Source organism: Salinisphaera sp. SPP-AMP-43 (genome assembly GCF_049568105.1).
Taxonomy (GTDB): domain Bacteria; phylum Pseudomonadota; class Gammaproteobacteria; order Nevskiales; family Salinisphaeraceae; genus Salinisphaera.
Map to the genome: position 1 here is coordinate 2,807,806 of NZ_CP145335.1, position 26,426 is coordinate 2,834,231.

Consider the following 26,426-nt stretch of genomic DNA (forward strand, 5'->3'; position numbering starts at 1 on the left):
ACGCAGTGCATTACAACCGAGACAACAGCTCCTGCTTTTTGGCCACGAACTCGTCTTCGGTCAACACGCCCTGGTCGCGAAGCGCGGCGAGGCGCTCGAGCGCTTCAAAAATAGCCGTGCTTTCCGACAGACGTTCGCCGGCCACTGCGCCGCCCGGCATCGAGCCCGGGGCCGACGTTTCGTCCTCAACACTTTCAATTCGTTTCAGTTCGGCCAACGCCAGTGCCGCCTGGGTGCTGGTCAGCACTAGATCAGCCGGGCTCGCGCCGCTGTGCTGAGCGATGCCAGTGAGGCGATGCTCACCGGTGTCGTACCACACGATGGCTCCGTCATATCGAATCGCGAATCGGCAGGCCGCCTCGAAATACGCATAGGCCAGCCGCTCGGTTTCGCCGGAGATCGCCGGCTCGCCGAGCTCGGCGGGCCACCAAGCATGGCGCAGATTGCCCGGAGTATCCCAAGCCCGCGCATGATCGCTGATTCGACGGTGGATCGTGTCCGGTGTCGATTCTCGAAGGAGACGCGACAACGCATGACACAAGGCATCAATGCGGTTTTTGAGCAAACCGTCTGCCGGATCCGTGATCATGATCAAACCGCCCCGCATCCATTGGCCCGGCCCTCGGTACTCGGGATGATCGAACATCGCCATATCACCACCGCCGGCAGACACGGCCTCGAACAGATGGGCCACGGCTTCGTGGCTGAAACCATACTGCTCGGCCAGCCGGGCCAGATGTTGTTCGGTATTCGTGGGCGCATTCATAGGGGTTTGCAGGCATTCACCGGATCAGACACGACCCAGCTTACCTGGACCGGACCGACATCAACCATCCCGCCTGTTTGTCGATGGCCACCGACCGGCTGGCCGATATGACGGGTCAGCTGCGCCGATATCGGACGCCCATCACCGCCACGCCAGCCCAACCGGCAAGCTTGTCACGACGCCAGCAAGCCCCCCGGCGCCAGTCACGCCGAAAAGACGTGTCTGGCACCAATGCACGCCCCGGGAGCCGGTTACCGGTCAGATCGATACCAACACGCGTTTTTCCAGGCGCTGCTGTGCTTGATCGACAACCACCGCGAAGATGATGACCAGCCCCATGATGACCATTTGCCAGAAGTTGCTGATCCCGGACATCACCATGCCGTCATTGAGAATACTGATGACACAGGCGCCGATCACCGACCCTAGAATGGTGCCACGCCCGCCGGCCAAGGCCGTACCGCCCAGCACCACTGCTGCGATCGCTCGCAGCTCATAGGTATCGCCAGTCATCGGGTGCGCCGTCTGGAGCTGTGAAGTGACGATTAACCCCACGATCGCGGCGCACAGCCCGGAAAAGGCATAGACGAACAGCTTGACCCGGCGTACCGGCAGCCCGGAAAACACCGCGGCGGACTCGTTGCCGCCGATGGCATAGATATAGCGGCCTAGCGGTGTCTTGCGTGCCAGCACGAACGCGAGCGCGGTCAATCCGGCCAAAATCCAGACTGGCGTACCGATGCCGAGAAACGTGCCGCTGCCCAAAACGAAAAAACCGGTATTGGTCAGTTCTTCATGGCCGGCCAATGACGAGAAGGTGGAACCGTCGTTGGACAACAAGGCCGCGCCACGGATGACATAGAGCATACCGAGCGTGGCAATGAATGGCGCGACATTGAGATAAGTGATCAGCAGCCCGTTGATCAGACCTATACCCAGGCCGACCAAGCAGGTCACGGCAATCACCGAGGGGACGCTCAAAAACAACACCTGGTCGCCGATCGGAATGCCTTCCATGATCAGATAACCGGCGACCATCCCGGCAAAGCCGACAACAGAGCCGACCGACAAATCGATTCCGGCCGTGAGGATAACCAGGGTCATGCCGATCGAGAGGATGCCGAAAATGGTGATGTGCTGTGCCATGATCAACAGATTGTTGACCGTCAGGAATCTCTCGGTGGTGACCGCGAAATAGATCAACACGGCGAATAACGCCAGAAATATACGCAGACGGAGAATCAGCAGTACAACACGCGACGTGGTACTGGCCCGCGTGTTCTGTGGCATGAGCTGGGTGAACAATGACATCCTTGGTTCGCCTTATTAGGAAATCAGAGACTCGGCGGTACCGGCCGTGGGCGCCGAACATTCGACGATCCGGTCGCGAGTCGCATCGGTACGTGGCAGATCCGCAGTGATCCGGCCGGTCGACATCACGATGATGCGATCCGATACCGCGAGCGCTTCGTCGAGTTCCGAGGTGGTATAGATCACGGTGACGCCTTCATCGGCAATCGCTTTCATCGCCTTGTAGATTTCGGTCTTGGCGCCGACGTCGACGCCACGCGTCGGCTCGTCGAAAAGCATGACCTTTGGTTTGGTCAGCAGCGCCTTGGCAATCACAACTTTTTGCATATTGCCGCCCGACAGCGATGTCATCGGTACGGCCGCACTGGCGCATTTCACACGCAGCCAGGCAATCATGTCCTCGGCATCGGCCTGCTCGCGCCGTCGCTGTATCCATGGCATCAGCCGCGACCAGGCATAGCGCGACAGCGACGACAACGACATGTTCTCGCGCACCGACATACCCTGGATCATGCCTGCGGTCTGGCGATCCTCCGGTACCAGCGAAATCCCGGCCTTGAGCCGCTTGATCGCACTGGACCGACTCAGATCGGCGCCATCGAGCACGATTTGCCCGCTGGCGTTGCGCGCAATGCCATAAATGGTTTCGACGAGTTCGGTACGCCCGGCGCCCATCAACCCGTAGATGCCGATCACCTCGCCGCGGCCTGCCTGAAAACTCACGTGATCCAGAGCATAGAGACCGTTGGTACGTTTTAAGGTGAGATCGCGGACTTCGAAGTTCGGCGGATAGCCCGAGCCCGGCTGATTGTCGAACGCCCCGGCCGAGCCGCCGACCATGGCCGATACGATCCAGGGAATATCGATGTTGGCGATCAGATCCTCAGCGACCTTTTCACCGTTGCGCAACACGGTGATGTGATCCCCCAGGCCGACCACTTCTTCCAAGCGATGGCTGATATAGATGATGGCCAGCCCTTCGGCACGCAGCGCGCGGACCACCTCGAACAAGACATCGACCTCGGTCTGGCTCAGCGCCGAAGTCGGCTCATCCATGATCAGCACGTCGACGTTTTTGATCAGTGCTTTGGCGATCTCGACCAGCTGCTGCTGACCGACATAGAGATCGCCGAGCCGGGTATCCGGATCGATATCCAGCCCCAGCCGCTTGAGCTGCTCGGCAGCACGCCGCTTCTGCTCTTTGGCCGTGATCAAACCCAGTCGTTTGGGTTCGTGGCCGATAAAGATATTTTCGGCCACCGACAAGTCGGGAAACAGATTCAATTCCTGAAAGACGATACCGATCCCGGCCCGCTCGGCAGCCGCAACGCTGTCGAGATGCACGGGCTCGCCCTTGACCGACACATAGCCTTCCGAGGGCGTTTCGGCACCGGCGAGAATTTTCATCAAGGTCGATTTGCCGGCCCCGTTTTCACCGATCAGGCAATTCACCCGGCCGCCGTAGACCCGATAGTCGACGGCGGCTAGCGCCGTAGTCCCGGGGTATCGTTTGTACAGATCGTGGGTCTCGACCACGACCTGGGCGCCCTCTTGATTGGCCATCGTTTTCTCCACTGGCAGATCGAACAACGCGAGGTGCCACCCTGCTGGGATCAGGGGGCTTCGAACGCCACCGGCGTGATCTCGACCGGACCGGCGGCCGGGCCGCCCCAGGTCGCATAGGCACCGGTGATCGAAATGTCGGCCCCCGGCGCCAATTCGCCGGACGCCGACTGTACGGTCTTGACGACCTGCTCGTTCAGCGCAGAGGCCAGATCGGCAAAGTCGTCCTGGTTGTTGAAATCGCTGTAGGAAAGCTTCGGATAGCCGTCGCGAACGTCGGTGCCGGGGATGACCGGGCCGATCAGCACCGTCACCTCATCGCCGTCGGCAGTTTTAAGCGTGAGCTTGCCGGCCCTGGAGTCGCGATCGATCGCCTGCACTGTGCCTGTTAGCGACACCCAGAAAGTGCAGGGAAACGCCTGCGATTTCTGAATGCCGTACTGCTTGCAGACCTGGTCGAAGGACCGCTCGCCCGCCAGCGCCTTCTGCACCTTGGCCAGAGCGTGCGCATGGGCCTTGGCATAGGGCACGATCTGGTCCGTGTACAGACTCGGCGCATCGCGCTTAGTCGATTCCTGGCCCGAACGAATCTTGGCGAGTTCCTGCTGGCTGACCAGCGCGAAACCACAGCTCGAGACAATTATCAGACACAGCACGATAAGACGGGCGGCTACGATCATGATCCAACTCTCCTTAACTCGCGATCCGTACCGGATACGGCTGTCTTATTTCTGCCCGTAGGAGAAATCCTGCACCTGGTCGGCGTTGTCCTGGGTGATCAGGATGCCGCGGTACAGCTGGCGTTCCGACTGGCCGGTACTGCCGGTCTCGAGGTACTTGTCGAGTTCGCTGACCCCGTCGCTGGCGATCTTCTGAGCCTGAAGCATGGCGGTGGCGTAAAGCTTGCCGGCTTTGATCGCGGCCATCTCGTCGTTGCTGCCGTCCATGCCGGCGACCGTGACATCGCCCTTGTTGGCGTTTTGCAGCGATGCGATGGCACCGAGAGCCACCGGGCCGTTACCACAGATCACGCCGTCGATATTCGGATGCTCTTGCAAGATCGAATCCATATTCTCCTTGGCATCCAGCAGCACGCCCTTGGCGTCTTGACGCGCGACCATTTTCAGGTCCGGATACTGGTCAAGCACGCGATGGAAAGCCTTGGAGCGGGTCACGCAGTTGTTGTCCGCGAGGTTGCAGGTCAACTCGACGTACTGGCCTTTCTCACCGACCTTCTGCACGAACTGGCGGGCCACCTGCGAGGCTGCCTGTACGTTGTTGTGCGACAACTGGGCGATGGCGATGCCGTCCTTGGGGATCTCGCGATTAATCAGCACTACCGGCACATCGTGCTGCTTGGCATAGCGCACCGCTGCCACGCTCGACTGCGAATCGGCGTTGTCGAGAATGATGCCTTTAACGCCCTTGGCGACCACCGAGGTGATCAGTTCGTGCTGCCGGTTCACATCCTCGTTGTGCGACAGCACCAAGGGGGCGTATCCCAGCGATTTCGCTTCTTGCTTGGCTGCCGTGGCCTCGGCCGCGTAGTAAGGGTTGTCCAGAGAGTTCACCAGAATCGCGATCTGGCCTTTTTGCTGGTCGCTGTTATCGGCAGCACCGGCCGTCACAGACACCACCGACACACAGAACGTCATTAACAGCACCGCAGCGCAATGCCAGCGCGCCAGGCGCCGACGATAGGGATAGCCATTCATTTTCGATCTCCTCTTGCTTATCGCTTAAATACGGCATGTCTATGGCGGCACGCCGTGTAGACCACTCAGCCGGGGCTGCGAAGCCGTGTACATTTTTACTTGGCTGTAATTTTATGTTCATTACGACTTTGGTCTATGACAGCCAATATGCGAGTTTTAGCACCGCAAACAAACTAAAACGACAATCCATCTGCGATGCCGGGTTGCACATTTATAATTTCTACGAATATATTGTTCGCGCTGTGGCTCGTCGGCTTGAACCGAACCGCCACCCAACCACGTCATGCGAGGACATCATGTCGCAGAACTTGAGCAGCGATCTCCGCGAGCGCGAAGCATCGAACACCCCTATCAATGTCGGTTTGATCGGCACTGGTGAAATGGGCACTGACATCGTGATGCAGGTCGCCCAAATGCCCGGCATTCGGATCGCCGGTGTCGCCGAGGTCCGCGCCGAAGCCGCACGCAAAGCAATCGAAATCGCCGGCCATGCCGCAGGCGATGCCGAGACCGCAGACAGCGAGTCGGCTGTCGAGCAGTGCATTGCCAACCGACGCATCGCGATCTGCGAGGACGCCGAGGTGATCTGCCGCAGCGCCAGTATCGATGTGCTGATCGATGCCACCGGCAACCCCGGCGTCGGCGCCGAGCTGGCCATGCTGGGCATGGAACACGGCAAGCACATCGTCACCATGAACGTCGAAGCCGACGTCACCATCGGCCCCTTCCTCAAGCGTCAGGCCGAACGCGCCGGCGTGGTTTATTCGCTAGGCGCCGGCGACGAACCGAGCTCGACCATGGAGTTGATCAACTTCGTGCAGAGCCTGGGCTATCCGATCGTCTGTGCCGGCAAGGGCAAGAACAACCCACTGCGCATTGACGCCGTGCCCCACGAATACGAAGAAGAAGCGTCGCGCCGGAATATGAACCCGCGCATGCTGGTCGAATTCGTCGACGGCTCGAAGACCATGATCGAAATGGTCGCGATCGCCAACGCCACCGGGATGACCCCAGACGTGGCCGGCATGCACGGCCCCGGGGCCGGCCTCGACGATTTGCAGGACGTACTCTGCCCGCGTGAAGACGGCGGCGTGCTGCACCAGCGCGGCGTGGTCGACTACAGCGTTGGCGAAGGCGTTTCCCCGGGTGTGTTCTGCATTGCCGAAATGCGCCACCCCCGGGTACGCGAACGCATGTCCGATCTCAAGCTCGGCCCTGGCCCCTACTACACCTTTTACCGCCCCTACCACCTGACCAGCCTCGAAGTGCCACTCAGTGCCGCACGGGCGGTGCTCTACGGTGCTGCCGACATGCAGCCGCTGGACCAGCCGACCGCCGAAGTCGCCGCGTTGGCCAAGAAGGATCTCGCGGTCGGCGATACGCTCGACAAAATCGGCGAATACAGCTACCGCGGCTGGGCTGTGAGCAGCGAAGACGCGCGCAAGCACAATGCCCTGCCGCTCGGGCTGGCCGAAAACGCCGTGGTCCGCAAGCCCATCGCTGTCGGCGAATACCTGACCTACGACAACTGCGAGCCGGTGCCCGGCGCCCGGATCGTCGAATTGCGCAAGCGCCAGGACGCCGGAGAATAACGGGCATTATCGACATCGCAAGCACCGGCCGAGGCGAGTCTAGCGGCCCGCCTCGGCCGATCAGCAAAGGAGCCCTACGTGAGCGACTTGGTTATCGGCATCGACTGCAGCACTACGGCCACCAAGGCCACGGTCTGGGATCGATCCGGCACACTGCACGCCGAAGCGCGGGCGCCGATCGAGCTGTATACGCCGGCGCCGTTCCAGTTCGAGCAGGATGCACGCCAGTGGTGGCAGAGCTGTCGCGATGCGCTGGCCGACATCAGCAGCCGAATCGATATCCGACGTGTCGCCGCGCTGTCGATCACGCATCAGCGTGAAAGCTTTGTCTTGCTCGATGCCGACGATAAACCGCTGCGCCCGGCCATTCTCTGGCTGGACGAACGCGCTCGGGAGGATGTCAGCCAGCTGCGCGAGGCGCTCGGGGCCGACGAGATCCGTCGCATCACCGGCAAGGACCCGGATCCCACGCCGGCCCTCTACGCCCTGCACTGGCTGCGACGCCACGAACCCGAGACCTATGCACAAACCGCGCGTGTGGTCGATGTGCATGGCTATCTCAACCGCTGGCTGACCGGCCGACATGCCACCAGCTGGGCTAGTGCCGATCCGCTCGGCCTGCTCGACATGGCCTCACGGCAATGGTCCCAACCGTTACTCGACACACTCGATCTGTCGCCCGACCAACTCCAGAGCCTGGTCGCCCCGGGCGCACCGGTCGGCGAACTCACCGCCGAGGCTGCCGAAGCCACCGGTCTGGCCGCTGGCCTGCCGGTGATCGCCGGTGGCGGTGACGGCCAGTACGCGGGCCTGGGCGTGAATGTCTTGAATCGACGCCGAGCCTATCTGTCGCTCGGCACCGGGGCGGTATCCGGGATCATGGCTGATGAATATCGACCCAGCCCTGCCTATCGCACCATGAGCGCTCCGGTGCCGGAGGGCTATATTCTCGAAACCTGCCTACGCACCTGCGGCCACCTGGTGAACTGGCTGCGCGACACACTCGGGAGCACCGATCCTAGAGCAACCACTCTCGAGACATTGGAAGCAGCTGCCGCCGATACGCCGATCGGCGCCGACGGCCTGTTGCTGCTGCCTTACTGGGGCGGCGTGATGTCGCCCTATTGGGACGAATCCGCCCGCGGCGCGTTGATCGGCCTGTCCGGCGATCATGGCCATGGCGCGATGTATCGTGCCCTGCTGGAGGGGCTGGCCATGGAACAGTGGGTAGCCACGACTGCGGTTCTCAACGCCAGCGAACGGGATATCGACGAAATCGCGGTGCTCGGCGGCGTGGCCGCGAGCGATCTGCTCTGTCGCATCCTGGCCGACGTGATGAACAAACCGGTGGTACGGGCCGCCACTGCCGAGCCACCCTGCCTGGGGGCCGCGATCGCGGCTGCTGTCGGCAGTGGGTGGTTCGACGATTTCCACGCCGCCGCGAACGCCATGAGCCAAGACGGCGACCGAATCGAGCCGAACCCGGCCCACGTCGCACGCTACGACCAGCTCAAACCGATTTATGCCGATCTGTACCCAGCGGTTTCGGATATTACGCACCGACTGTCGGCATTTCGCCGCACTGGCGAAGGCTGACCTGCCTGGCAGGCGACAACTGGTCCACTGGATCAATGGAGCACGTTATGGATATGTTTCGACTGGATGGACAGACCGCCCTGGTCACCGGCGCCGGCAGCGGCATCGGCCAGGCGATAGCGATCGGTTTGGCCGAGGCCGGCGCCGATGTCGGCTGCTTCAGCCGTGCCACCAGCGCCGGCCTGGCCGAGACCATCGAGCGCATCGAGGCCCTAGGCCGCCGGGCGATCCGGCTGACCGGCTCGGTCACTGACGAACAGGATCTCACCGCTGCCGTAGAAACCCTGGAGGCCGAGGCCGGGCCGTTGACCGTTGCCGTCAATTCGGCTGGCATCGCCAGCGCCTATCCGGCCGAAGACATGCCGATCGAGGCCTGGCAGCAGGTCGTCGATACCAACTACACCGGATTGTTCAAATCCTGTCGGGTCGAGGCCCGGGCCATGTTCGGCAACGGCGGCGGCTCGATCGTCAATATTTCTTCGATGTCGGGCTGGATCGCCAATCGCGGACTGACCCAGGCCCACTACAATTCCTCCAAGGCCGCAGTCAGCCATCTGACCCGCAGCTTGGCGACCGAATGGTGCGATCGCGGCGTACGCGTGAATGCGATCAGCCCCGGCTACACGCTTAGCCCGATGAACAAGCGTCCGGAAGTCGCCACCCAGCGCCAACAATTCGCCGACGAGACACCAATGCAGCGGCTGGCCGAGGTCGAGGAAATGATCGGCCCCGCGGTATTCTTCGCCAGCCGCGCGTCGTCGTTTTGCACCGGCAGCGATCTGGTCGTCGATGGTGGTTTCGTCTGCTGGTGAGCACCGCGCACTGCCGCGCGCACGAACGAACGCGACCCGTGCCCCAAGCCTGGGCCGGCCCATGACAGCCTCACGGGCCGGCTGCTATGGCCTCACGACATGATCAGCCCGCCGTCGACATTAATCGCCTGGCCGGTGATATAGACCGCATCCTCGGAAGCGAGAAACGTCACCAGCCCGGCCACATCGCTGGCCTGGCCGGCCCGCCCCATGGGCACGCCCTGCACCCATTCGGCCATCAGCTCACCCGGGCCATAGTCACCCAGCAGACGGCCCCAGGCCTGGTCGTTGTAGGCCCACATATCGGTTTCGATAATGCCGGGACAGAACGAGTTGACAGTGATGCCCTCGGGCGCGAGCTCCCGCGCCAGACTCTGGGTTACGCCGACCACACCGAACTTACTGGCCGCATAGTGCGGCGTGTACTTGAACCCCTGGCGGGCCTGGCCCGAGGCAGCGTTGATCAGTCGCCCACCGCGGCCGGTACGCCGCATGCGAGCCGCACCTTCCTGACAGCACAGGAACACGCCCTTGGTATTCACCTCGAGCGTACGGTCCCATTCGTCTTCGGTCATATCTTCGAGCCGGGCGATCGTGATGATCCCAGCATTGAACACTCCGACATCAACCGCACCAAATGATCGCTCAGCGACATCGAACATTTCGATGACTTGCTGTCGATTCGTCACATCTGTGACGTGCCCTACCACTTCGGCAGTGTATTTTTCGCATAGCCTATCCGCGGCTTCATGCACGAGTTCCTCGTTCGAACTCAGCACAATATTCGCGCCTTCCGAGGCAAACCGCTCGGCAATCCCTAGGCCGATCCCGCGACTACCGCCGGTGATTACGACTGTCTTATCGATGAACCGTTGCATATCTCTCCTCCATCTGATTTATGAACATATAAAAATATTATAATATGTTTGTTCATACCATGGTCGACCCAGGCAGTTGTCGCCCGCAGACACGGGGCCATCCCGTGCCGAAACCTGATTCGACTCTTGGCCGGCTTGCTACGATGGCGCGATCGCATACGCCGCTATGGCACGGCGCGGCCCTCCAAACGACCATACTCATGAGCGAAATCGACGAACGTGACCTGAAACTCGCAGTCCGCGCGGCCTGGTATTACTACATCGAGGGCCAAACCCAGGAACGTATTGCCCAAAGTCTGGGCATCAGCCGGGTCAAGACCACGCGCCTGCTTGCGACCGCTCGCGAGACCGGTGTCGTACAGTTTCGGATTCAATCCGAAGACACCCCTTGCCTGGCGCTGGAACAGCGCCTGAAGCAGACCTTCGGCCTGATGGACGCCGTGGTGGTGCCCACCCCGATCGAGTCCGAGAACGTCAATCGCATTATCGGCCAAGCCACGGGCGACTACCTGTCCGAATTCTTTGCCGACGACATGAGCATCGGTATCGGCTGGGGACGCACCCTGACCTATGCGACTCGGGCCATGAGCACCCGCCCATTGAAGCAGGCCAGCGTCGTCTCTCTACTCGGCGCGCTGACCCACCCGCGCGGGCTGAACCCGATGGAGTGTGCCTGGCAGTTCGCCCACAAGCTCGGCGCCGACTGCTATGTGCTCGCCGCACCGGCGTTTCTCGCCAGCGCCGAGCTGCGAAGCGCGCTGCTGGGCCAACGCGAACTGTCCGATGTCATGGCCCGGGCCAGCCGGGTCGATGCGGCCGTAGTCAGCGTGGGTGAACTGTCGCTGACTGCCCCGATTGCCCGCTATGGTTTCCTAGAGCGCGATCAGGTGCGCGAGCTGGTCGAGCGGGGGGCGGTCGGCGACATCCTGTGTCATTTCATCGATGCCGAGGGCAACGTCGTCGATCACCCGATCAACCACCGGGTTGCGGCCTTCGATCCGGCTCGGCTGGAACAGATTCCCAATGTGATCATGGCCAGCGGCGGCCCGCAGAAAGCGTTGCCGCTGTATGCTTCGCTCCGCCTCGCCCGACCCAATATCGTGATCACGGACCACGACACCGCTGCCCAGGTACTGCAGTACGCCGAGCCAAGCTAAACGTATCGCCTGCGGGGCGTGCGGCTTCGACCGGCCACCCGATATGCTCGGTCGCCGAACCGAAGCGGCTGGGGCGCCTTCGATTGGCGAGCGTTACGATCCGGGCTGCGACGCCGCCTCGGCACGGCAGCCAGGCGGCACGACGGTTGCACAGAAACGCTCGAACCGGCATATATCCCGCCATGAGTGCCGGCGACACGAACCGCATCCGCAAGATCGTTCATGTGGACATGGACGCCTTCTATGCCTCGGTCGAGCAGCGGGATAACCCCGAACTGCGCGGCCGGCCGGTGGTCGTGGCCAAAAGAAGTCCGCGGGCCGTGGTCACGGCTGCAAGCTATGAAGCCCGGCCGTTCGGCATCCATTCGGCCATGCCGGCGATGCGCGCAGCGAAGTTGTGTCCGGAGGCGGTTTTTGTGCCGCCCGACTTCACGCGCTACAAGGCCGTTTCCGCCCAAATCCGCGAGATATTCCATCGTTATACGCCACACGTCGAACCTCTATCGCTCGACGAAGCCTATCTGGACGTCACTGAGCCGTTAATCGCCTCGCCGTCGGCGACTGACACCGCCCGGGCGATCCGGGACGCAATTCGTGACGAAACCGGGCTAACCGCCTCGGCCGGTATCGCGCCGAACAAATTTCTCGCCAAGATCGCCTCGGACTGGCGCAAGCCCGACGGGCAGTTTGTGATCAAACCGCATCAAGTCGCACGGTTTTTGACCGATCTGGAAGTCGGCAAGATTCATGGGGTCGGGCGGGTGATGCGCGCCAAGCTCGCCGAAATGAACATCGCCACGGTCGGCGACCTGCGCGAGATCCGCCCCGCCGTGCTGGTGGATCGATTCGGCCGCTGGGGTCAGCGCCTGTCCGAACTGGCCCAGGGCATCGATGACCGGCCGGTGAAATCGCATCGCGTAGCCGCCCAAATCTCGGCCGAAGACACGCTCAGCCAGGATCTGCTGCTTTCAGAGCTGGCTCCGCATATCCAGCGCCTGGCAGACAAAACCTGGAACAACTACCAGCGCAAGGCCTCGCGGGTTGCCCGTACGATCGTGCTCAAACTCAAGACGTCGGATTTCCAGACTCTCACCCGCAGCTATACACCGCTCGCGCCCCCGGCTTCGGCGCTCGAGCTGGCCGATATCGCCTGCGCACTGCGCGATCGCGTCGAGCGCGATCCGGAGGAACGTTATCGCCTGGTGGGCGTGGGTCTGTCCGGCTTCGTCGAGGATGACAGCGGCATGCAGCAGACCACACTGTTCTAAGCATGCATGGCATACGGCTGCCTGGTTTGACGAGCGGCCGCGGCTTTGCTGCGATAGTTCGTCTAGGTCGCAAAACAGTCGAATCAATGGCGTATTGGCTCTATTACTGGCCCAGCATCCCGGGCCGCGGCGAATTCATTCGGCTGGCCCTGGAAGATGCCGGCACACCGTATACCGACGTCGGTCGCGAGCGAGGCGCGAACGCAGTAGCCGAAATGCTCCATTTCGGCGAGCACTTCGCGCCGCCGATTCTGGCCGATGAGCGCGAATCGGTGTCGCATGTCGCCCATATCCTGACCTGGATCAGCCGTCCGCTGGGGCTGGCGCCCGCCGAAGAGCGCGATTTCCGGCGTATGCACCAATTGCAGCTGACGATCACCGATTTGGTGACCGAAATCCATGCGACCCATCACCCGCTCGGCCCTAGCCTGTACTACGAAGAGCAGCAGCAGGCCGCACAACGAGCCAGCCGGCTGTTTCTCGACGATCGCCTGCCCCTGTTTTTGGACTACTTCGAACGTACGCTCGACCAGAATCCGTATGGCAACGAATGGCTGCTGGGCGAACGCTGCACTACCCTGGATTTGTCGCTGTTTCTGGTACTGCATGGGCTGAAATTCGCCTTTCCGAAAGCCATGGGCGAACAAGAGATACCGGGGCTGCGCCGGCTGCGCGACCGCGTCGCCCGCCGACGGCGGATTCGCGATTATCTGGACAGCGATCGTTGCATCGCCTTCAACAGCGACGGCTTATTTCGATACTACCCGGAGCTCGACAGGCCAGTTCAATGACTCAGGACTTCTGGCTCGAACGCTGGACCCACGGCGAGATCGGTTTCCACCAACCGCAAGGCCAGCCGCTTTTGCAAAAACATTGGCCGGCGCTGGATCTGGTCCCGGCCAGTCGTATTCTGGTGCCGCTGTGTGGCAAGTCGCAGGACATGGTCTGGTTAGCCGAACGCGGCCATCGCGTGACCGGCATCGAACTCAGCGACATCGCCGCCCGGGATTTTTTTGCTGAGTCGGGGCTGGACTATCGACGAATAAGCCGTGGCCCGTTCATGGCCTATGCCGGCGAGCGCATTGAGATCCTGGTCGGCGACCTATTCGATCTCGCCCCGGCAGAACTGGCGCGCTTCGAAGGGTTCTATGATCGCGCGGCCCTCGTTGCGCTCCCCGAAGATACACGGCGGGCCTATGTCGACCATCTGATGAGCGGCCTACGCCGCGGCGCCACCGGACTGCTGATCACGCTCGCCTACGATACATCGCTCATGACCGGTCCGCCCTTCAGCGTCGACGACGAGGATGTCGGCGAACTGTATGGCCGCTATGCTCATGTCGATCTAATGGCCGAACAACGCGGCCTGGCTGCAGACGATCCGCTGCGTCAACGCGGCCTGACTGACGCCCGCGACTCGGTCTATCGCATCGTACGGCGCTGAGCGCGCCCGAACTTCGATCCGCCGGCCCGCCTGACGCAGCCGCCGAGTTCGCCGACGCTAATGTCTGCTGGAACGCCGGCGACCCACGGTCCCTTCGCCTGTGTTCGGGCAGCCTGGGCAGCGTGCACCGGGTACACGCCAGCCCAATACCGCCTATCTAGAACGCCGCGCGCCGGTAGCGCCGATAGCGCGGGAACCAGAAGTTACGTTCGACCGAGGCCTCGATCGCCTCCTCCGACGACGACAGCGCCACGCCGTCCTCCTGGGCCTGTTTGGCCACAGCAAAAGCAATCGCCTTCGACAGATCGCGAACCGCAGACAGCGGTGGCAGCAGCGCGCCCTGGTCCGAAGACGCCAGCGGCGAGTTATCGGCCAGCGCCCGGGAGGCCGCCATCAGCATCTCGTCGGTGACTTTCGAGGCATTGGCTGCGATCACACCCAACCCAACCCCAGGGAAGATATAAGCGTTGTTGCATTGGGCGATCGGGATCCGGCGATCGCCGATTTCGACATCGTCGAACGGGCTGCCGGTAGCGACGAGCGCATCGCCCTCGGTCCAGGTCAGGATTTCTTCTGGCGTGGCCTCGACCCGGGAGGTCGGGTTCGACAACGGCATCACGAACGGATGCTTACACTGGCTGTGCATCTGCTTGATCACCCGCTCGGAAAACAGCCCGCGCTGGCCGGAGACACCGATCAGCACGGTCGGCTCGGCGTTGTCCACGGTGGTCATCAGCGCATCATCGCCGAGATCGCCGCTCCAGTCGGCCAGATCGTCGCGCTTCTGGGCCAGCTTGGCCTGGAAGCGATACAAACCCTCCATATCGTCCGTGAGCAACCCGGCTTTGTCGATCATGAAGATGCGCTGACGCGCTTCGGCGTCGGACAACCCCTCGTCGGTCATCGCCACGATGATCTGCTCGGCGATGCCACAGCCGGCCGAGCCGGCACCGACGAACACGATCCGCTGCTCCGAGACTTTTTCCTTTTTGGCCTTGCAAGCCGCCAGCAGCGAGCCGACACAGATCGCGGCGGTGCCCTGGATGTCGTCGTTGAAGCAGCAGATCTGTTCGCGATAGCGCGCCAGTAGCGGATTGGCATTGGTCTGGGCGAAATCCTCGAACTGCAGCAGCGCCTTCGGCCAGCGCCGTTTGACCGCCTGGACGAACAGATCGACGAACTCGGCATAGGCTTCGTCGGAAATCCGTTCGTGGCGCCAGCCCATATACATGGGGTCGTCCAGCAGCTGTTGGTTGTTGGTGCCGACATCCAGTACTACCGGTAGCGTATAGGCCGGCGAAACCCCGCCACAGGCCGTATACAGCGAGAGTTTGCCAATCGGAATGCCCATGCCGCCGATGCCCTGGTCGCCCAGGCCCAGAATACGCTCGCCGTCGGTGACCACGATCACCCGAACATTGTCCTTGGTCGCCGAACGCAGTATATCGTCCATGCGATGGCGATCCGGATAGGAGATGAACAGGCCCCGGTGATTGCGATAGATCTCGGAGAACTGCTCGCAGGCCTCGCCCACAGTCGGCGTATAGATGATCGGCATCATCTCTTCCAGATGCTCTTCGAGCAGCCGGAAGAACATGGTTTCGTTGTCGTCCTGAATACCGCGCAGATAGATATGCTTGTCGAGATTGGTATCGCAGGCCTTGTATTGTTTATAGGCGCGCTCGACCTGCTCCTCGATGGATTCCACGTTCTGCGGCAGCAGCCCGATCAGATTGAAGTCGACCCGCTCGTCGGCAGAAAACGCGCTGCCTTTGTTGAGAAGCGGCATTTCCAGCAGCGTCGGGCCGGCATAGGGGATATACAACGGGCGTTTTTCGCGATCAGTCATGGAATCCGTGCGCATCATGTATGGACTGGCGCCTAGGATAACCATTCATGCCACGTTGGCTAGCGACAACTATCGTCGAAGGCCCGCGAGCAGCCACGAGCCCGACCGGGTTAGGATTTCGCATGCCATGCACGTCGATCTCGCTGCCATGATCATTCGCCCGGCCGGCCGAGGCATACCGACCCGTTCCGAACCGTGCCCTGCGGCCCCAGTACGGATCCGATCGTGTCTCTGAGCGCCCTGATCACGCTGGCCGTGATCGCCCTAGTACTGGGCACGCTGGTGATGAGCGCGCTGGCCGCCGACATGGTCCTCATGGGCGGGCTGTTGATTCTGCTGGCGACCGGCATCGTAGCGCCGGAGGCTGCCCTGGCCGGTTTTTCCAATCCCGGCCTGATCACCATCGCTGCGCTGTATGTGGTGGTCGCCGGCCTACGCGACACCGGCGCTACCGAACTTCTGGTCGCCCGTATGCTCGGCCGCCCCCAATCGGTACGACATGCCCAAGCCCAGCTGATGCTGCCGACCACGTTGATGAGCGCGTTTTTAAACAATACCCCCGTGGTAGCTGCGCTGATTCCGATCGTCAGCGACTGGGCACGCAAAAACCGGCTGCCGATCTCGCAGCTGCTCATGCCGATGAGCTTCGCCGCCATTCTCGGCGGCACCTGTACCCTGATCGGCACCAGCACCAATCTGCTGGTCAACGCCTTGCTGGTCGATCAGGCTGGCCACGGGCTCGGCATGTTCGAGCTGGCCTGGATCGGCTTGCCGGTGGCGATCGCCGGCACGGCGCTGATCATCGGCGCGAGCCGGGTATTGCTGCCGAGCCGGGAAACGATCGCGACCCGCCTCGACAATCCGCGCGAATACAGTGTGGAGATGGTGGTCGACCCGGCCGGCCCGCTACCGGGCCAGACCATCGAGGCCGCCGGGCTACGCCAGTTGCCCGGTATGTTTTTGGCCGAAATCGAACGCGACGGCCAGTTGTTGCCGGCCGTTTCGCCGCGTCAGCCACTGGCAGCCGGCGACCGGCTGGTATTCGTCGGAATCGTCGACTCAGTGGTCGATCTGCAACGGATTCGCGGGCTAATGCCAGCCACCGAGCAGATCTTCAAGCTCGACAGCCCTCGCCGTGCCCGGGTGCTGATCGAGGCCGTGGTCTCGCATAGCTGCCCGCTGGTCGGGCGTAGCATCCGTGCCGGTGGTTTTCGTACTCGCTATCATGCCGTGGTGTTAGCCGTGGCCCGCGATGGCGAACGCGTCCGGCGCAAGATTGGCGATATCGTGCTGCGCCCGGGCGACACGCTGTTGCTGGAAGCCCGGCCCGCCTTCGTTCATCAGCAGCGCCACTCGCGGGACTTCTTCCTGGTCAGCCAGATCGACGATTCTCAACCGCCCCAACACCAGAAGGGTTATATGGCGGTGGCGATCGTCGCGTCGATCGTGCTCGCCGTGGCGTTCGGCTGGATCAGCATCCTCAAGGCCTCGCTGCTGGGCGCAGCCGCCATGCTGCTGACCCGCTGCACGACCCCCGAGACCGCCCGTCGTGCCCTCGACTGGCCGTTGCTGATCGCCATCGGGGCTGCGATCGGCATTGGCAGCGCAGTCGAAAGCACAGGGCTGGCCGGTGGCTTGGCCGGCAGTTTCACTAGCCTGGCCGGCGCCGATGCCCGCGGCGCGTTAACCGCCCTATTCATCAGCACGGTGCTGATCAGCGCCGTGATCACCAACAACGCCGCCGCCGTGATCATGTTCCCGATCGCGGTCTCCCTGGCGCATGGCGCCAACGCCGCGGTCATGCCCTATGCGGTGACCGTGATCATCGGCGCCTCGGCCAGTTTTCTGACCCCGCTGGGCTACCAGACCAATCTGATGGTCTATGGCCCGGGCGGTTATCGTTTCAGCGATTTCCTGCGGCTGGGGCTGCCGCTTACGTTGCTGGTAGGCATCCTGACCGTGATCATCGTGCCGATTGTCTGGCCATTTTCGGCCTAGACCCACCCGCTATCGGGCGCCGGTGGGTCCGTCGATAGACCGCGCCGATTAGCGCTGGTTATCGCGCCAATCCGATGCCTGATACCAGGGCCGCTCTTCTGCGGCCGGCGAGCGGCCACGCACGGCATCCGCCAGTTTTTCAGCCATCATGATCGTCGGCGCATTGAGATTGCCGTTGGTGATCCGCGGCATGATCGAGGCATCGATCACCCGTAGGTTGTTCACGCCGTAGACCTTGCCCTGGCCGTCGACCACGGCCTCATTGTGGGTACCCATCGCGCAGGTGCCCGACGGGTGGTAGGCCGACTCGCCCATCTGACGCACCCAGGCATCGATCTCATCATCGGACTGGGCATCCGGGCCCGGGCCGAGTTCCTTGCCACGGAACTGATCGAAGGGACGCTGCTCGATGATCTCGCGGGTCAGCCGGATCGAATCGCGCATTTCCTGGCGATCCCGCTCGGTGGCCATATAGTTGAACAGGATCTTCGGCGCGGCCTTGTGGAAAGACGAGGCCAGGGTCACCTCGCCGCGCGATTCCGGGCGCATCGGCCCGACGTGGGCCTGGAAGCCATGGCATGTGGCTTTGGCGCTGCCATCGTAGGACACTGCCATCGGCAGGAAATGGTACTGGAGATTAGGATATTCCACGCCGGGCCCGCTGCGGATGAAGCCGCCGGACTCGAAGTGGTTGGTCGCGCCCAGGCCTTTTCGTGTGAGCAGCCACTCGGCACCGATCTTGCCCATGGCGGCAGGGTTCTGTGCCGAGTAGAGCGTGATCGGGGCCTTGCACTCATACTGGACGTACACTTCCAGATGATCTTGCAGGTTCTTGCCGACGTTGGGGTTGATGTGCACCGGCGTAATACCGTGTGCGCGCAGCTGATCGGCCGGGCCGACCCCGGACAGCATGAGCATCTGCGGCGAATTGATCGCACCGGCACACAGCAATACTTCGCGCTCGGCCTCGATCTTCGAATAATTGCCGCGATGATCGATTTCGATGCCGACCGCGGTCTGGCCGTCGAATAGAATCCGGCGGGTATAGGTGCGGGTCATCACCTTCAGGTTCGGCCGACGCATCACCCCGCCTCGCAGATAGGCATTGGCGGTCGACCAGCGTACCCCGTCCTTGGTGGTCATGAACATCGGGCCCACGCCTTCCTGCTGGTAGCCGTTCATATCCGAGGTATAGGGATAGCCGGCTTCCATGCCCGATTCGATGAAGGCGTGATACAGCGGGTTCTGGCCCGGGCCGGTAGTCACGTGCAGCGGCCCGCCCGCGCCGTGGTATTCGTTTTCGCCCTGGTCGAAATCCTCGGCCTTGCGGAAATAGGCCAGCGCATTCTTGTAGCGCCAGTCTTCGAGCCCGAAATCGTTGGCCCAGTTCTCGAAGTCCATGGCATTGCCGCGCACATAGGCCATGCCGTTGATCGAGGACGATCCCCCCAGCACACGCCCGCGCGGGCAGTGCAGGGTTCGATTATTCATATAGGGATCGGGCTCGGTGTGATAATTCCAGCTGTAGGTATCGCCGCTCATCGGATAGGAGAACGCCGACGGCATATGAATATAGATGCTGTAATCCATCGGCCCGGCTTCGACCAGCAACACCGAAACATCCTTGTCTTCGGTCAGCCGGTTGGCAAGCACGGCCCCGGCCGAACCGGCGCCGACGATCACGTAATCGTATTTCTTGTCGCTAGTCATGCGAACGAACCCTCACTTGAAGTCAGTACGGCGCCTCAACCGCGCCTTGCGCCACGAACACGCTCTTGATGCGCGAATAGCCGTCCAAGGCCCGACGGCTGTTTTCCTTGCCGATACCGGAACCCTTGATGCCCCCGAACGGCATTTCGATCGGCGTGATGTTGTAGTGATTGATCCAGCAGATCCCGGCTTCGAGCTCACCGATCACCCGGTGGGCCCGTTCCAAATCGCGGGTGAACAGGCCAGCCGCCAGCCCGTACTCGGTCGCGTTGGCGCGCTGGATAACTTCCTGTTCGTCGGTGAACGACAATACCGACATCACTGGGCCGAAAATTTCTTCGGTCACGATGGTCATATCGTCGCGGCAGCCGTCGAATACGGTCGGCGCGACGAACACGCCGTGTTCACAACCCTCGACCTGGATACGCTCGCCACCCGTGAGTAGTTGCGCGCCCTGGTCTTTGCCGGCCTGGATATAGTCGAGCACGATCTGGCCGTGCTCCGGGCTGATCATCGGGCCGACGTCGGTATCGGCGTCGGCCGGATTGCCGATCTTGAGCTTGGCGACGCGAGCCAGGAGTTTGTCGAGGAATGCTCCGCGTACCGCCTCATGCACGAATACACGCGTGCCGTTGGTACAGATCTCGCCCTGGGTGAAAAAGTTGGCCAGCAGCGCCCCGGAGACGGCGTTGTCCAGATCGGCATCGTCAAAGATCACCAGCGGCGACTTGCCGCCGAGTTCCAGCGACACGGTCTTGAGCGTGCCGGCGGCTGCGGCCATGACCTTCTTGCCGGTATCGGCGCCACCAGTCAGCGAGATCTTGTCGATGTCGGCATGGCCGGTGATGGCCTGCCCGGCATCGCCAAAGCCCGGTACCACGTTGAGCACGCCGTCCGGCACACCGGCCTGTTTGGCCAGTTCGGCCAGGCGCAACGCCGACAGCGGCGTCAGCTCCGACGGCTTGAATACGATGGTATTGCCTGCGGCCAGCGCCGGCGCGGATTTCCAGCAGGCGATCTGTAGCGGGTAGTTCCAGGCCCCGATCGCACCGACGACCCCCAGCGGCTCGGGCCGGGTATAGAAAAAGCCGCCGTCGACTTCCTGATACTCACCCTGGATCGAGGCCGCCTGCCCGGCAAAGTATTCGAGACAGTCTGCGCCGGAGTCGACATCGGCCTCGGGCGTTTCGGCAATCGGCTTGCCGCCATCGCGCATTTCCAACTCGGCCAGTTCGTCGCGATGCTCACGCAGCAGCTGCGACAACCGATGCAGGATGCGCCCGCGCTCGACCCCACTCTTGGCTTTCCAGGGCCCAAGGGCAGCGCGTGCAGCTACCACTGCGCGATCGATATCGTCGGCTGTGGCCTGGGCCACACGGGCCAGCGTCACACCGGTGGCAGGATTGGTCGTTTCAAAAAAGCCCCCCGATCCTGATTCGACGTATGCGCCGTCGATCCACAGCAGCTTTTGCGCATCGGAATTGCTCATACCGCTCGTTATCCTGCCTTCATAGACTGTTTTGAAAACCGTTTAATGCTATCACGCTAGGGCGCGCCGTCTGCGTAAGCTTCGTTCACCGGGTTTTCAACACAGACCGGGGATAAGCTTGTGGACAACCCGATCGAGCCCGTAATAGGCGACCAATTGACCGGGCTTGCAGCAGATTGGTCAACGACTGACCACGCTGTGTTCGGCTCGCCGAAGTGAGCCGATCTCCCAACAGGTTCGCAGAGCAAATCGGCCACGAGCATGCCACGCCTTCCGACCCGTGCGAGGTCCGATATTCAGCGCCTGGCCTTGCCGAGCCATAGCGCCGAAGCCCTACGCAAAGCTCGACACCGGAATCCAGGTTGGATGGTTGCGAGCACAGACATTCACCCACTCGCCTTAGCTGTCTTGTGCCAGTCGCCACCGAGCAGTTTTTCACAAAGACGCTGGACAAGCCTGTGCATAACTTATGCGTGAACCACCGCAATCCCAGAGGTCGCAGGGGTTGGCGCAGCATTGGTCAAAAATCGATCAAACCGCTTAGGCCACCGAAGTCGCCGGCCCCATACCGGAGGGCAACGCCCGTGATCGACTCGCGATCTCGGGCGTTGCCGGCAGGCGATCGCCTAGGACGGGGCGTCGCCGGTTTCTTCCGGCGCGGCATCGTCGCCACGGCGACGCCGCTTCGGCCGATACTCCGTGTCGGCGCCTTCTTCGCCGTCTTCCAGCAACCGTACATTGGCCGCCGGCGAATGACCGTGCCGATCCTCGCCAAACCAGAGGGTCTGGTGTGGGAACGGAATCTCGATGCCGGCCCGATCAAAGTGGATTTTGACCAAACGGTTGAAGGCACGCCCGACGCCCCACTGCGTCCCCGGCTTAGTCTTAATCATGATCCGGATGTTGACCGAACTATCGGCCAGCGCCGTCACCCCGGGCACGGTCATGTCCTCGAGAATATTCGGGCCGTGATCCGGATCGGTCTTGAGGTCATCGAATGCCTCGCGCAGATAGTAGATGGCGTTATCGATATCCTCGCGATAGGCAACGCCGTACTCGGTACGGAAATAAGCCCAGTCGCGCATGAAGTTCGATACCACACTGGCCGAAGAGAACGGCACGATGTGGTAGGCACCGTCGATATCGCGGATCGAGACCGAGCGAATGGTCAGGCGTTCGGCGGTCCCGGTCACCCCACCTACGGTCACGACGTCGCCGGTGTTCATCGCATTTTCGAGCTGGATGAACACGCCGGTGATGATGTCCTGGACCAACTTCTGGGCGCCGAAACCGATCGCCAGACCGAAGACTCCAGCACCCGCGATCAGCGGCCCGATGTTCACCCCAATCTGCGACAGCGTGATCATGATCGTGAAGGTCGCGATCAGGATCGCCAGCGCGTTGCGGAACAACACCAGCAAGGTCTGCTGCCGAGCCGTGGGCGCGCCGCGGCCGGTGTTCGGACTCAACCGATGCTCGATCACGCTGGCAGCGACCAGCCACAGCAGCGCCGAGGCCACCAGAATGAGCGTCACCTTGGCCGAGACCGAGAGCATGGTCAGGCCCGCACTCGAGCTGAGCCAGCCGTTCAGGTCGAACACCGTCCAGGCGTTGGCGATCATCGCGATCACCACGATCATGATGACCACGCGGATCACCTTCAGCGCAGTCGGCACATAGGAGTTCACCCGGGCTTCCAGCATCGGAAGCTTGTCCCGAATCGAATCCGGGAACACCATGCGATGCCCGATCGCCCGCGACAATAGCCCGGACAGCCCCACCCCGATACCGGCGATGAGCGCCGTCTGAATCGTGGCCGAAAGCATGAACGGCAACGCGCCCGCTGGATCGATCTGGCTGGCCACGAACAGCCAGGTGAAGTAGATCACCGCCAGCAGCACCCAAAGCCGAGCGAACAGGCGATACAGCACCGAGAAGAAACCGATCGACGCCGTCTCGGCCTTTTGCTTGAGCCGCTCGGTCAACAGCTTGCGGTTGGAGAAGATGACCTTGAGCGCATAGACATAGGCCGCGCCCATAACCAGGAACGTCAGCACCGCGCCGAGGAAGAACGACAATTGCGCGTTGACGATCGGCACGGCAACCAGCAGGCCGTAACCAATCACGCCGACGAACCAGCGCAGCCGGATACTCCACCAGCCGGCTATGCTCGATTCGATATTGAGCAGGCGCAGACTGTCGTAGCGGGCCGCGAACAAGGCCCGAATGGCGACCTTGACCAGCTCGACCAGCACGAAGGCATTGATGAATAGCGATTCACGGGTGCCCATCGTGCCGTTGTCGCCGATCGCATACAGACCAGCCATATAGCCTGCCCCACCGGCCAGCAACACGACCACGATATCGACCACGATCCCGACCAGAATCGCCGAACTCCGACGGACCAACGAGCCGCTACCGCTCTTGCCGCGTGCGGCGAAACGCCCGATCGCGGCAAAGATCGTACTGGCCAGCAAGCGCAGCACGAGCAAGGCGACCAGCGTCGCACCCACCACGATCGCGAACATCAGCAATGCGTCGAAAAACACGCTCGCCTTAAACGAGACCGCGCTGTGCTGGGCGTTGCCGCTTTTGGCCAAGTCCACCACGACATTCCAGGCCGCACCGATACGAGCGCCTATCGTCTCTGACCAGGAGGCCGTGATTTCCGCGAATCGCCGGGCAAAGGAAACCCGCTTCTCCGAGGCGGCCTTTTGCTGTTCGGCTTGGTCAGGTGCTTCGATGGCAGCCGCTGGCGTATCGCCAGCCTTGGCCTCGGGCGATTCCGCGACGGCGCCCTGTCCTTCGTGGGCTGCGGCCTGACGCAGCTGCTGAATCAGCTGTTTTCGCGTCTTGTTGTTTTCCAACAGATTGGCCAACTGGTCCAGTGAGACCGATTGCTCGGCTGTCTCCTGGCTCGGCTTGGCCGAGGGCTGCGCTTGAGCCATCGGCGCGGCCAACATGACCATGATCAGGGAAAAGCCGATAAAGACCCGCATCAAACGAGCCATGGCAGACGACGCATCGTGTTGCTCCATGGACACAATCCTTTTTCCGCGACTTGCCTTGTGAACGCGTCTGCAACGCGATCGCCGCGAGAGAAACGCCCCTAAGGGTTCAAACTGAAAGCGGTATGATGCCGACATGTGGTAGTGCAAACAATCGCTCGCGATTATTTGAAGAAATCCATAGGCCATTGAACACCGGCTGGCGTTCTAGCTGTTACGGCCTATCCTTGCAGTCCAAGCGAGCATGTCAGGACATGGCCCGGCCGCGGCCCGAATGCTGCGGCGACCGATATCTCCCAGACATTGACGCCCAACGCTTTAGAGCATCGAACGAGGCGCATGGCGGCGCATACCGATTCAGGAAGGCGCGTAGCAGCATAGGGGCGACCTAACGGAACGCCCCGGCAACACGGCACCCCGGCCGAACGAGAGCGATCGCACGCCCGGCCCTGTCAGACCCTAGGCTTGGCGAACGTTACCCTCGCACCGTGGCCGGAACCGGCGATCACCATCGATCATGCCCGAAACCTTTGGCAGCCGAGCTGAAATCACCCACCTCGGTGGCCACCCCCTGGACCGCCACCGTAGGCGGCGACGAAACATGGTCGTTCGCATGCAGCAAAGCAGCGATCAGACAGGCCACCGCAGCAATGGCCCAAAGCATGCGCCGCAGCGAGGGCAGGCGACGGTCGAGTTGCGCGGACAGCAACATAGCACGGCATATTGACAAGAATCTCCCCCAATCTAACGCCGATCGATGACCGGATTGTGACGTTTTCGATACGCCCATCGCATCGAACCCCGACAGCGCATCGGCTTCGATTTCAAGGTTCGATCCTCATCGCATCGACCAAAAAAAACCGCCGATCGCAAAGGCGACCGGCGGTTTGTGGGATCACTCCGACCGAATGCTGATCAGGCCGTTGCGTTGAGTGCCTTGGCGAAGATATCGACGCCTTGGTCGATCTGCTCGCGGCTGGCGACCAACGGCGGTAGCCAGCGGATCACCTGTTTCTTCGGGCCGCAACGCAGCAGCAGTAGGCCATCGGCTTCACAGGCCTTGGCGATGCGCTCGGCGCGATCGCCATCGGGCTCGCCATCCTTGTGGATCTCGACGCCGATCATAAAGCCCTTGCCGCGAACATCGACAATGCATTCATGGTCGGCCTTGAGCGATTCCAGGCGCTGCTTGAGGTGATCGCCGGTATCGCGCGCGTTCTCTACCAGGCCTTCTTCCTCGATGACATCGAGGGTCGCCAGTGCAGCCGCGCAGGCCACGGCATTGCCCCCATAGGTGCCGCCCTGGGAACCGGGCCAACCTTTTTCCATCAGACCGCGCGGTGCGGCAAAGGCAGATAACGGGAAACCGGAGGCCAAGCCCTTGGCGGTCATCACGATATCCGGCTCGACGTCGAAATGGCTATGCGACCAGAACTGGCCAGTGCGCCCGTAGCCCGCCTGAACTTCGTCGACGCCGAACACCATGCCGTGATGGTCGGCACGCTCGCGCAGGCCCTGCATGAACTTGGTGTTGGCCGGCACGAAGCCACCCTCGCCCTGGATCGGCTCGATCAGCATGCCGGCGGTGTCCTTCGGCGCGCTGATGGTGTCGAAGATATAATCCAGCTCACGCAGGCAGAAATCGGTCGCCGCTTCTTCCGACCAGCCATAACGGAAGGTGTTCGGGAACGGCGCGACGATCACGCCCCCCATCAGCGGCTGCAGGCCGGCCGTGTACGCGGTGCCCGAAGTGGTCATCGAAGCCGCGCCCATGGTGCGGCCGTGGAATCCACCATGGAAGACCACGATGTTGGGTCGGCCGGTGGCATGTCGCATCAGCCGCATCGCGCCCTCGGCAGCCTCGGAGCCGGCGCTGGCATAGAAGACCGTGTCGATCTTGCCGGGCATCTTCTCGGTGAGGCGGGCCGATAGATCCTGGATCGGCTTGTGCATGATGGTGGTGTACTGACCGTGGATCAGCTTGCCGACCTGCTCCTGGGCGGCTGCGACCACTTTGGGATGACAATGCCCGGTACTGGTGACGCCGATCCCGGCGGTAAAATCCAGATAACGATTGCCCTCGGTATCGAACAGATAGCAGCCCTCGCCACGCTCGGCGTAGACGTCGGTGGCCTGCTTGAGCAGAGGGGACAGGTTACCGGTGCGATTCGCCGTCATGGCGGTTCTCCTGGCTGTGGGTTCGATGGATGCCGCGAGGCTAGACTGCCTGCGCGGCGGTTGCAATCGACTTTAGATTGAGTGCAGTACGC

20 protein-coding genes are annotated in these 26,426 nt (G+C 62.1%); 8 read left to right on the forward strand and 12 right to left on the reverse strand.

What is annotated here, in order from left to right:
- Positions 1–10: 10 nt before the first annotated feature.
- The 5 genes from V5738_RS12075 to V5738_RS12095 all read right to left on the reverse strand — a co-directional run bounded on the left by V5738_RS12075 (position 11) and on the right by V5738_RS12095 (position 5,295).
- Positions 11–766 carry an SHOCT domain-containing protein gene (locus tag V5738_RS12075; protein WP_423821055.1) on the reverse strand — a complete coding sequence of 252 codons (756 nt, stop codon included), beginning with the start codon at positions 764–766 and terminating at the stop codon, positions 11–13.
- Between the two features lie 258 nt (positions 767–1,024).
- A complete protein-coding gene (locus tag V5738_RS12080) occupies positions 1,025–2,056 on the reverse strand; it encodes an ABC transporter permease (protein ID WP_423824178.1) in 1,032 nt (343 codons plus the stop codon).
- Positions 2,057–2,092: 36 nt separating this feature from the next.
- Complete coding sequence (locus tag V5738_RS12085) at positions 2,093–3,640, reverse strand: sugar ABC transporter ATP-binding protein (protein WP_423821056.1); 1,548 nt, start codon at positions 3,638–3,640, stop codon at positions 2,093–2,095.
- Between the two features lie 50 nt (positions 3,641–3,690).
- On the reverse strand, positions 3,691–4,320 hold the full coding sequence (locus V5738_RS12090; RefSeq protein ID WP_423821057.1) for a DUF2291 family protein: 630 nt from the start codon (positions 4,318–4,320) through the stop codon (positions 3,691–3,693).
- A gap of 45 nt (positions 4,321–4,365) precedes the next feature.
- A complete protein-coding gene (locus V5738_RS12095; RefSeq protein WP_423824179.1) occupies positions 4,366–5,295 on the reverse strand; it encodes a D-ribose ABC transporter substrate-binding protein in 930 nt (309 codons plus the stop codon).
- A 356-nt stretch (positions 5,296–5,651) separates the two neighbouring features.
- Here V5738_RS12095 and V5738_RS12100 point away from each other — a divergent pair, with 356 nt between their 5' ends.
- From V5738_RS12100 to V5738_RS12110, 3 genes are all read left to right on the forward strand, one after another.
- The gene (locus tag V5738_RS12100) at positions 5,652–6,947 is read left to right on the forward strand and encodes an NAD(P)H-dependent oxidoreductase (RefSeq protein WP_423821058.1); all 1,296 of its coding nucleotides are present in this window, start codon (positions 5,652–5,654) and stop codon (positions 6,945–6,947) included.
- 78 nt (positions 6,948–7,025) lie between these two features.
- Positions 7,026–8,543, forward strand: a complete 1,518-nt coding sequence (locus tag V5738_RS12105) for a xylulokinase (RefSeq protein ID WP_423821059.1) — start codon at positions 7,026–7,028, stop codon at positions 8,541–8,543.
- Positions 8,544–8,590: 47 nt separating this feature from the next.
- Positions 8,591–9,355, forward strand: coding sequence for an SDR family oxidoreductase (locus V5738_RS12110; RefSeq protein WP_423821060.1), 765 nt, complete (start codon positions 8,591–8,593; stop codon positions 9,353–9,355).
- A 92-nt stretch (positions 9,356–9,447) separates the two neighbouring features.
- Here the strand turns inward: V5738_RS12110 and V5738_RS12115 are convergent, their stop codons facing one another.
- Positions 9,448–10,233 carry an SDR family oxidoreductase gene (locus V5738_RS12115; RefSeq protein ID WP_423821061.1) on the reverse strand — a complete coding sequence of 262 codons (786 nt, stop codon included), beginning with the start codon at positions 10,231–10,233 and terminating at the stop codon, positions 9,448–9,450.
- A 200-nt stretch (positions 10,234–10,433) separates the two neighbouring features.
- On the opposite strand from V5738_RS12115, the gene V5738_RS12120 reads away from it, so the two are divergent.
- The 4 genes from V5738_RS12120 (at position 10,434) to tmpT (ending at position 14,102) form a co-directional block, all read left to right on the forward strand.
- Positions 10,434–11,390, forward strand: a complete 957-nt coding sequence (locus tag V5738_RS12120; protein ID WP_423821062.1) for a sugar-binding transcriptional regulator — start codon at positions 10,434–10,436, stop codon at positions 11,388–11,390.
- A gap of 182 nt (positions 11,391–11,572) precedes the next feature.
- Entirely contained in the window at positions 11,573–12,658 is a 1,086-nt protein-coding gene (gene dinB, locus V5738_RS12125; protein ID WP_423821063.1) for a DNA polymerase IV, read from the forward strand.
- An 86-nt stretch (positions 12,659–12,744) separates the two neighbouring features.
- The gene (locus V5738_RS12130; RefSeq protein ID WP_423821064.1) at positions 12,745–13,449 is read left to right on the forward strand and encodes a glutathione S-transferase; all 705 of its coding nucleotides are present in this window, start codon (positions 12,745–12,747) and stop codon (positions 13,447–13,449) included.
- The gene (gene tmpT, locus V5738_RS12135; protein ID WP_423821065.1) at positions 13,446–14,102 is read left to right on the forward strand and encodes a thiopurine S-methyltransferase; all 657 of its coding nucleotides are present in this window, start codon (positions 13,446–13,448) and stop codon (positions 14,100–14,102) included. The genes V5738_RS12130 and tmpT overlap by 4 nt, the downstream gene beginning before the upstream one ends.
- A 157-nt stretch (positions 14,103–14,259) precedes the next feature.
- Here tmpT and V5738_RS12140 read toward each other — a convergent pair whose 3' ends face one another.
- Positions 14,260–15,951, reverse strand: coding sequence for an NAD-dependent malic enzyme (locus V5738_RS12140; RefSeq protein ID WP_423821066.1), 1,692 nt, complete (start codon positions 15,949–15,951; stop codon positions 14,260–14,262).
- A 225-nt stretch (positions 15,952–16,176) separates the two neighbouring features.
- Between V5738_RS12140 and V5738_RS12145 the strand changes: the two genes are divergently transcribed.
- Positions 16,177–17,949 carry an SLC13 family permease gene (locus V5738_RS12145; protein WP_423821067.1) on the forward strand — a complete coding sequence of 591 codons (1,773 nt, stop codon included), beginning with the start codon at positions 16,177–16,179 and terminating at the stop codon, positions 17,947–17,949.
- Positions 17,950–17,997: 48 nt separating this feature from the next.
- Here the strand turns inward: V5738_RS12145 and betA are convergent, their stop codons facing one another.
- The 5 genes from betA to V5738_RS12170 form a co-directional block, all read right to left on the reverse strand.
- Positions 17,998–19,659, reverse strand: coding sequence for a choline dehydrogenase (gene betA, locus V5738_RS12150; protein WP_423821068.1), 1,662 nt, complete (start codon positions 19,657–19,659; stop codon positions 17,998–18,000).
- Positions 19,660–19,681: 22 nt separating this feature from the next.
- Positions 19,682–21,148 (reverse strand): betaine-aldehyde dehydrogenase, encoded by a 1,467-nt coding sequence (gene betB, locus V5738_RS12155; RefSeq protein ID WP_423821069.1) that lies wholly within the window; start codon positions 21,146–21,148, stop codon positions 19,682–19,684.
- A gap of 626 nt (positions 21,149–21,774) precedes the next feature.
- A complete protein-coding gene (locus V5738_RS12160) occupies positions 21,775–24,186 on the reverse strand; it encodes a mechanosensitive ion channel domain-containing protein (protein ID WP_423821070.1) in 2,412 nt (803 codons plus the stop codon).
- A gap of 475 nt (positions 24,187–24,661) precedes the next feature.
- A complete protein-coding gene (locus tag V5738_RS12165) occupies positions 24,662–24,868 on the reverse strand; it encodes a hypothetical protein (RefSeq protein WP_423821071.1) in 207 nt (68 codons plus the stop codon).
- A gap of 203 nt (positions 24,869–25,071) precedes the next feature.
- Positions 25,072–26,334, reverse strand: a complete 1,263-nt coding sequence (locus tag V5738_RS12170) for an aspartate aminotransferase family protein (protein WP_423821072.1) — start codon at positions 26,332–26,334, stop codon at positions 25,072–25,074.
- Positions 26,335–26,426: the final 92 nt, after the last annotated feature.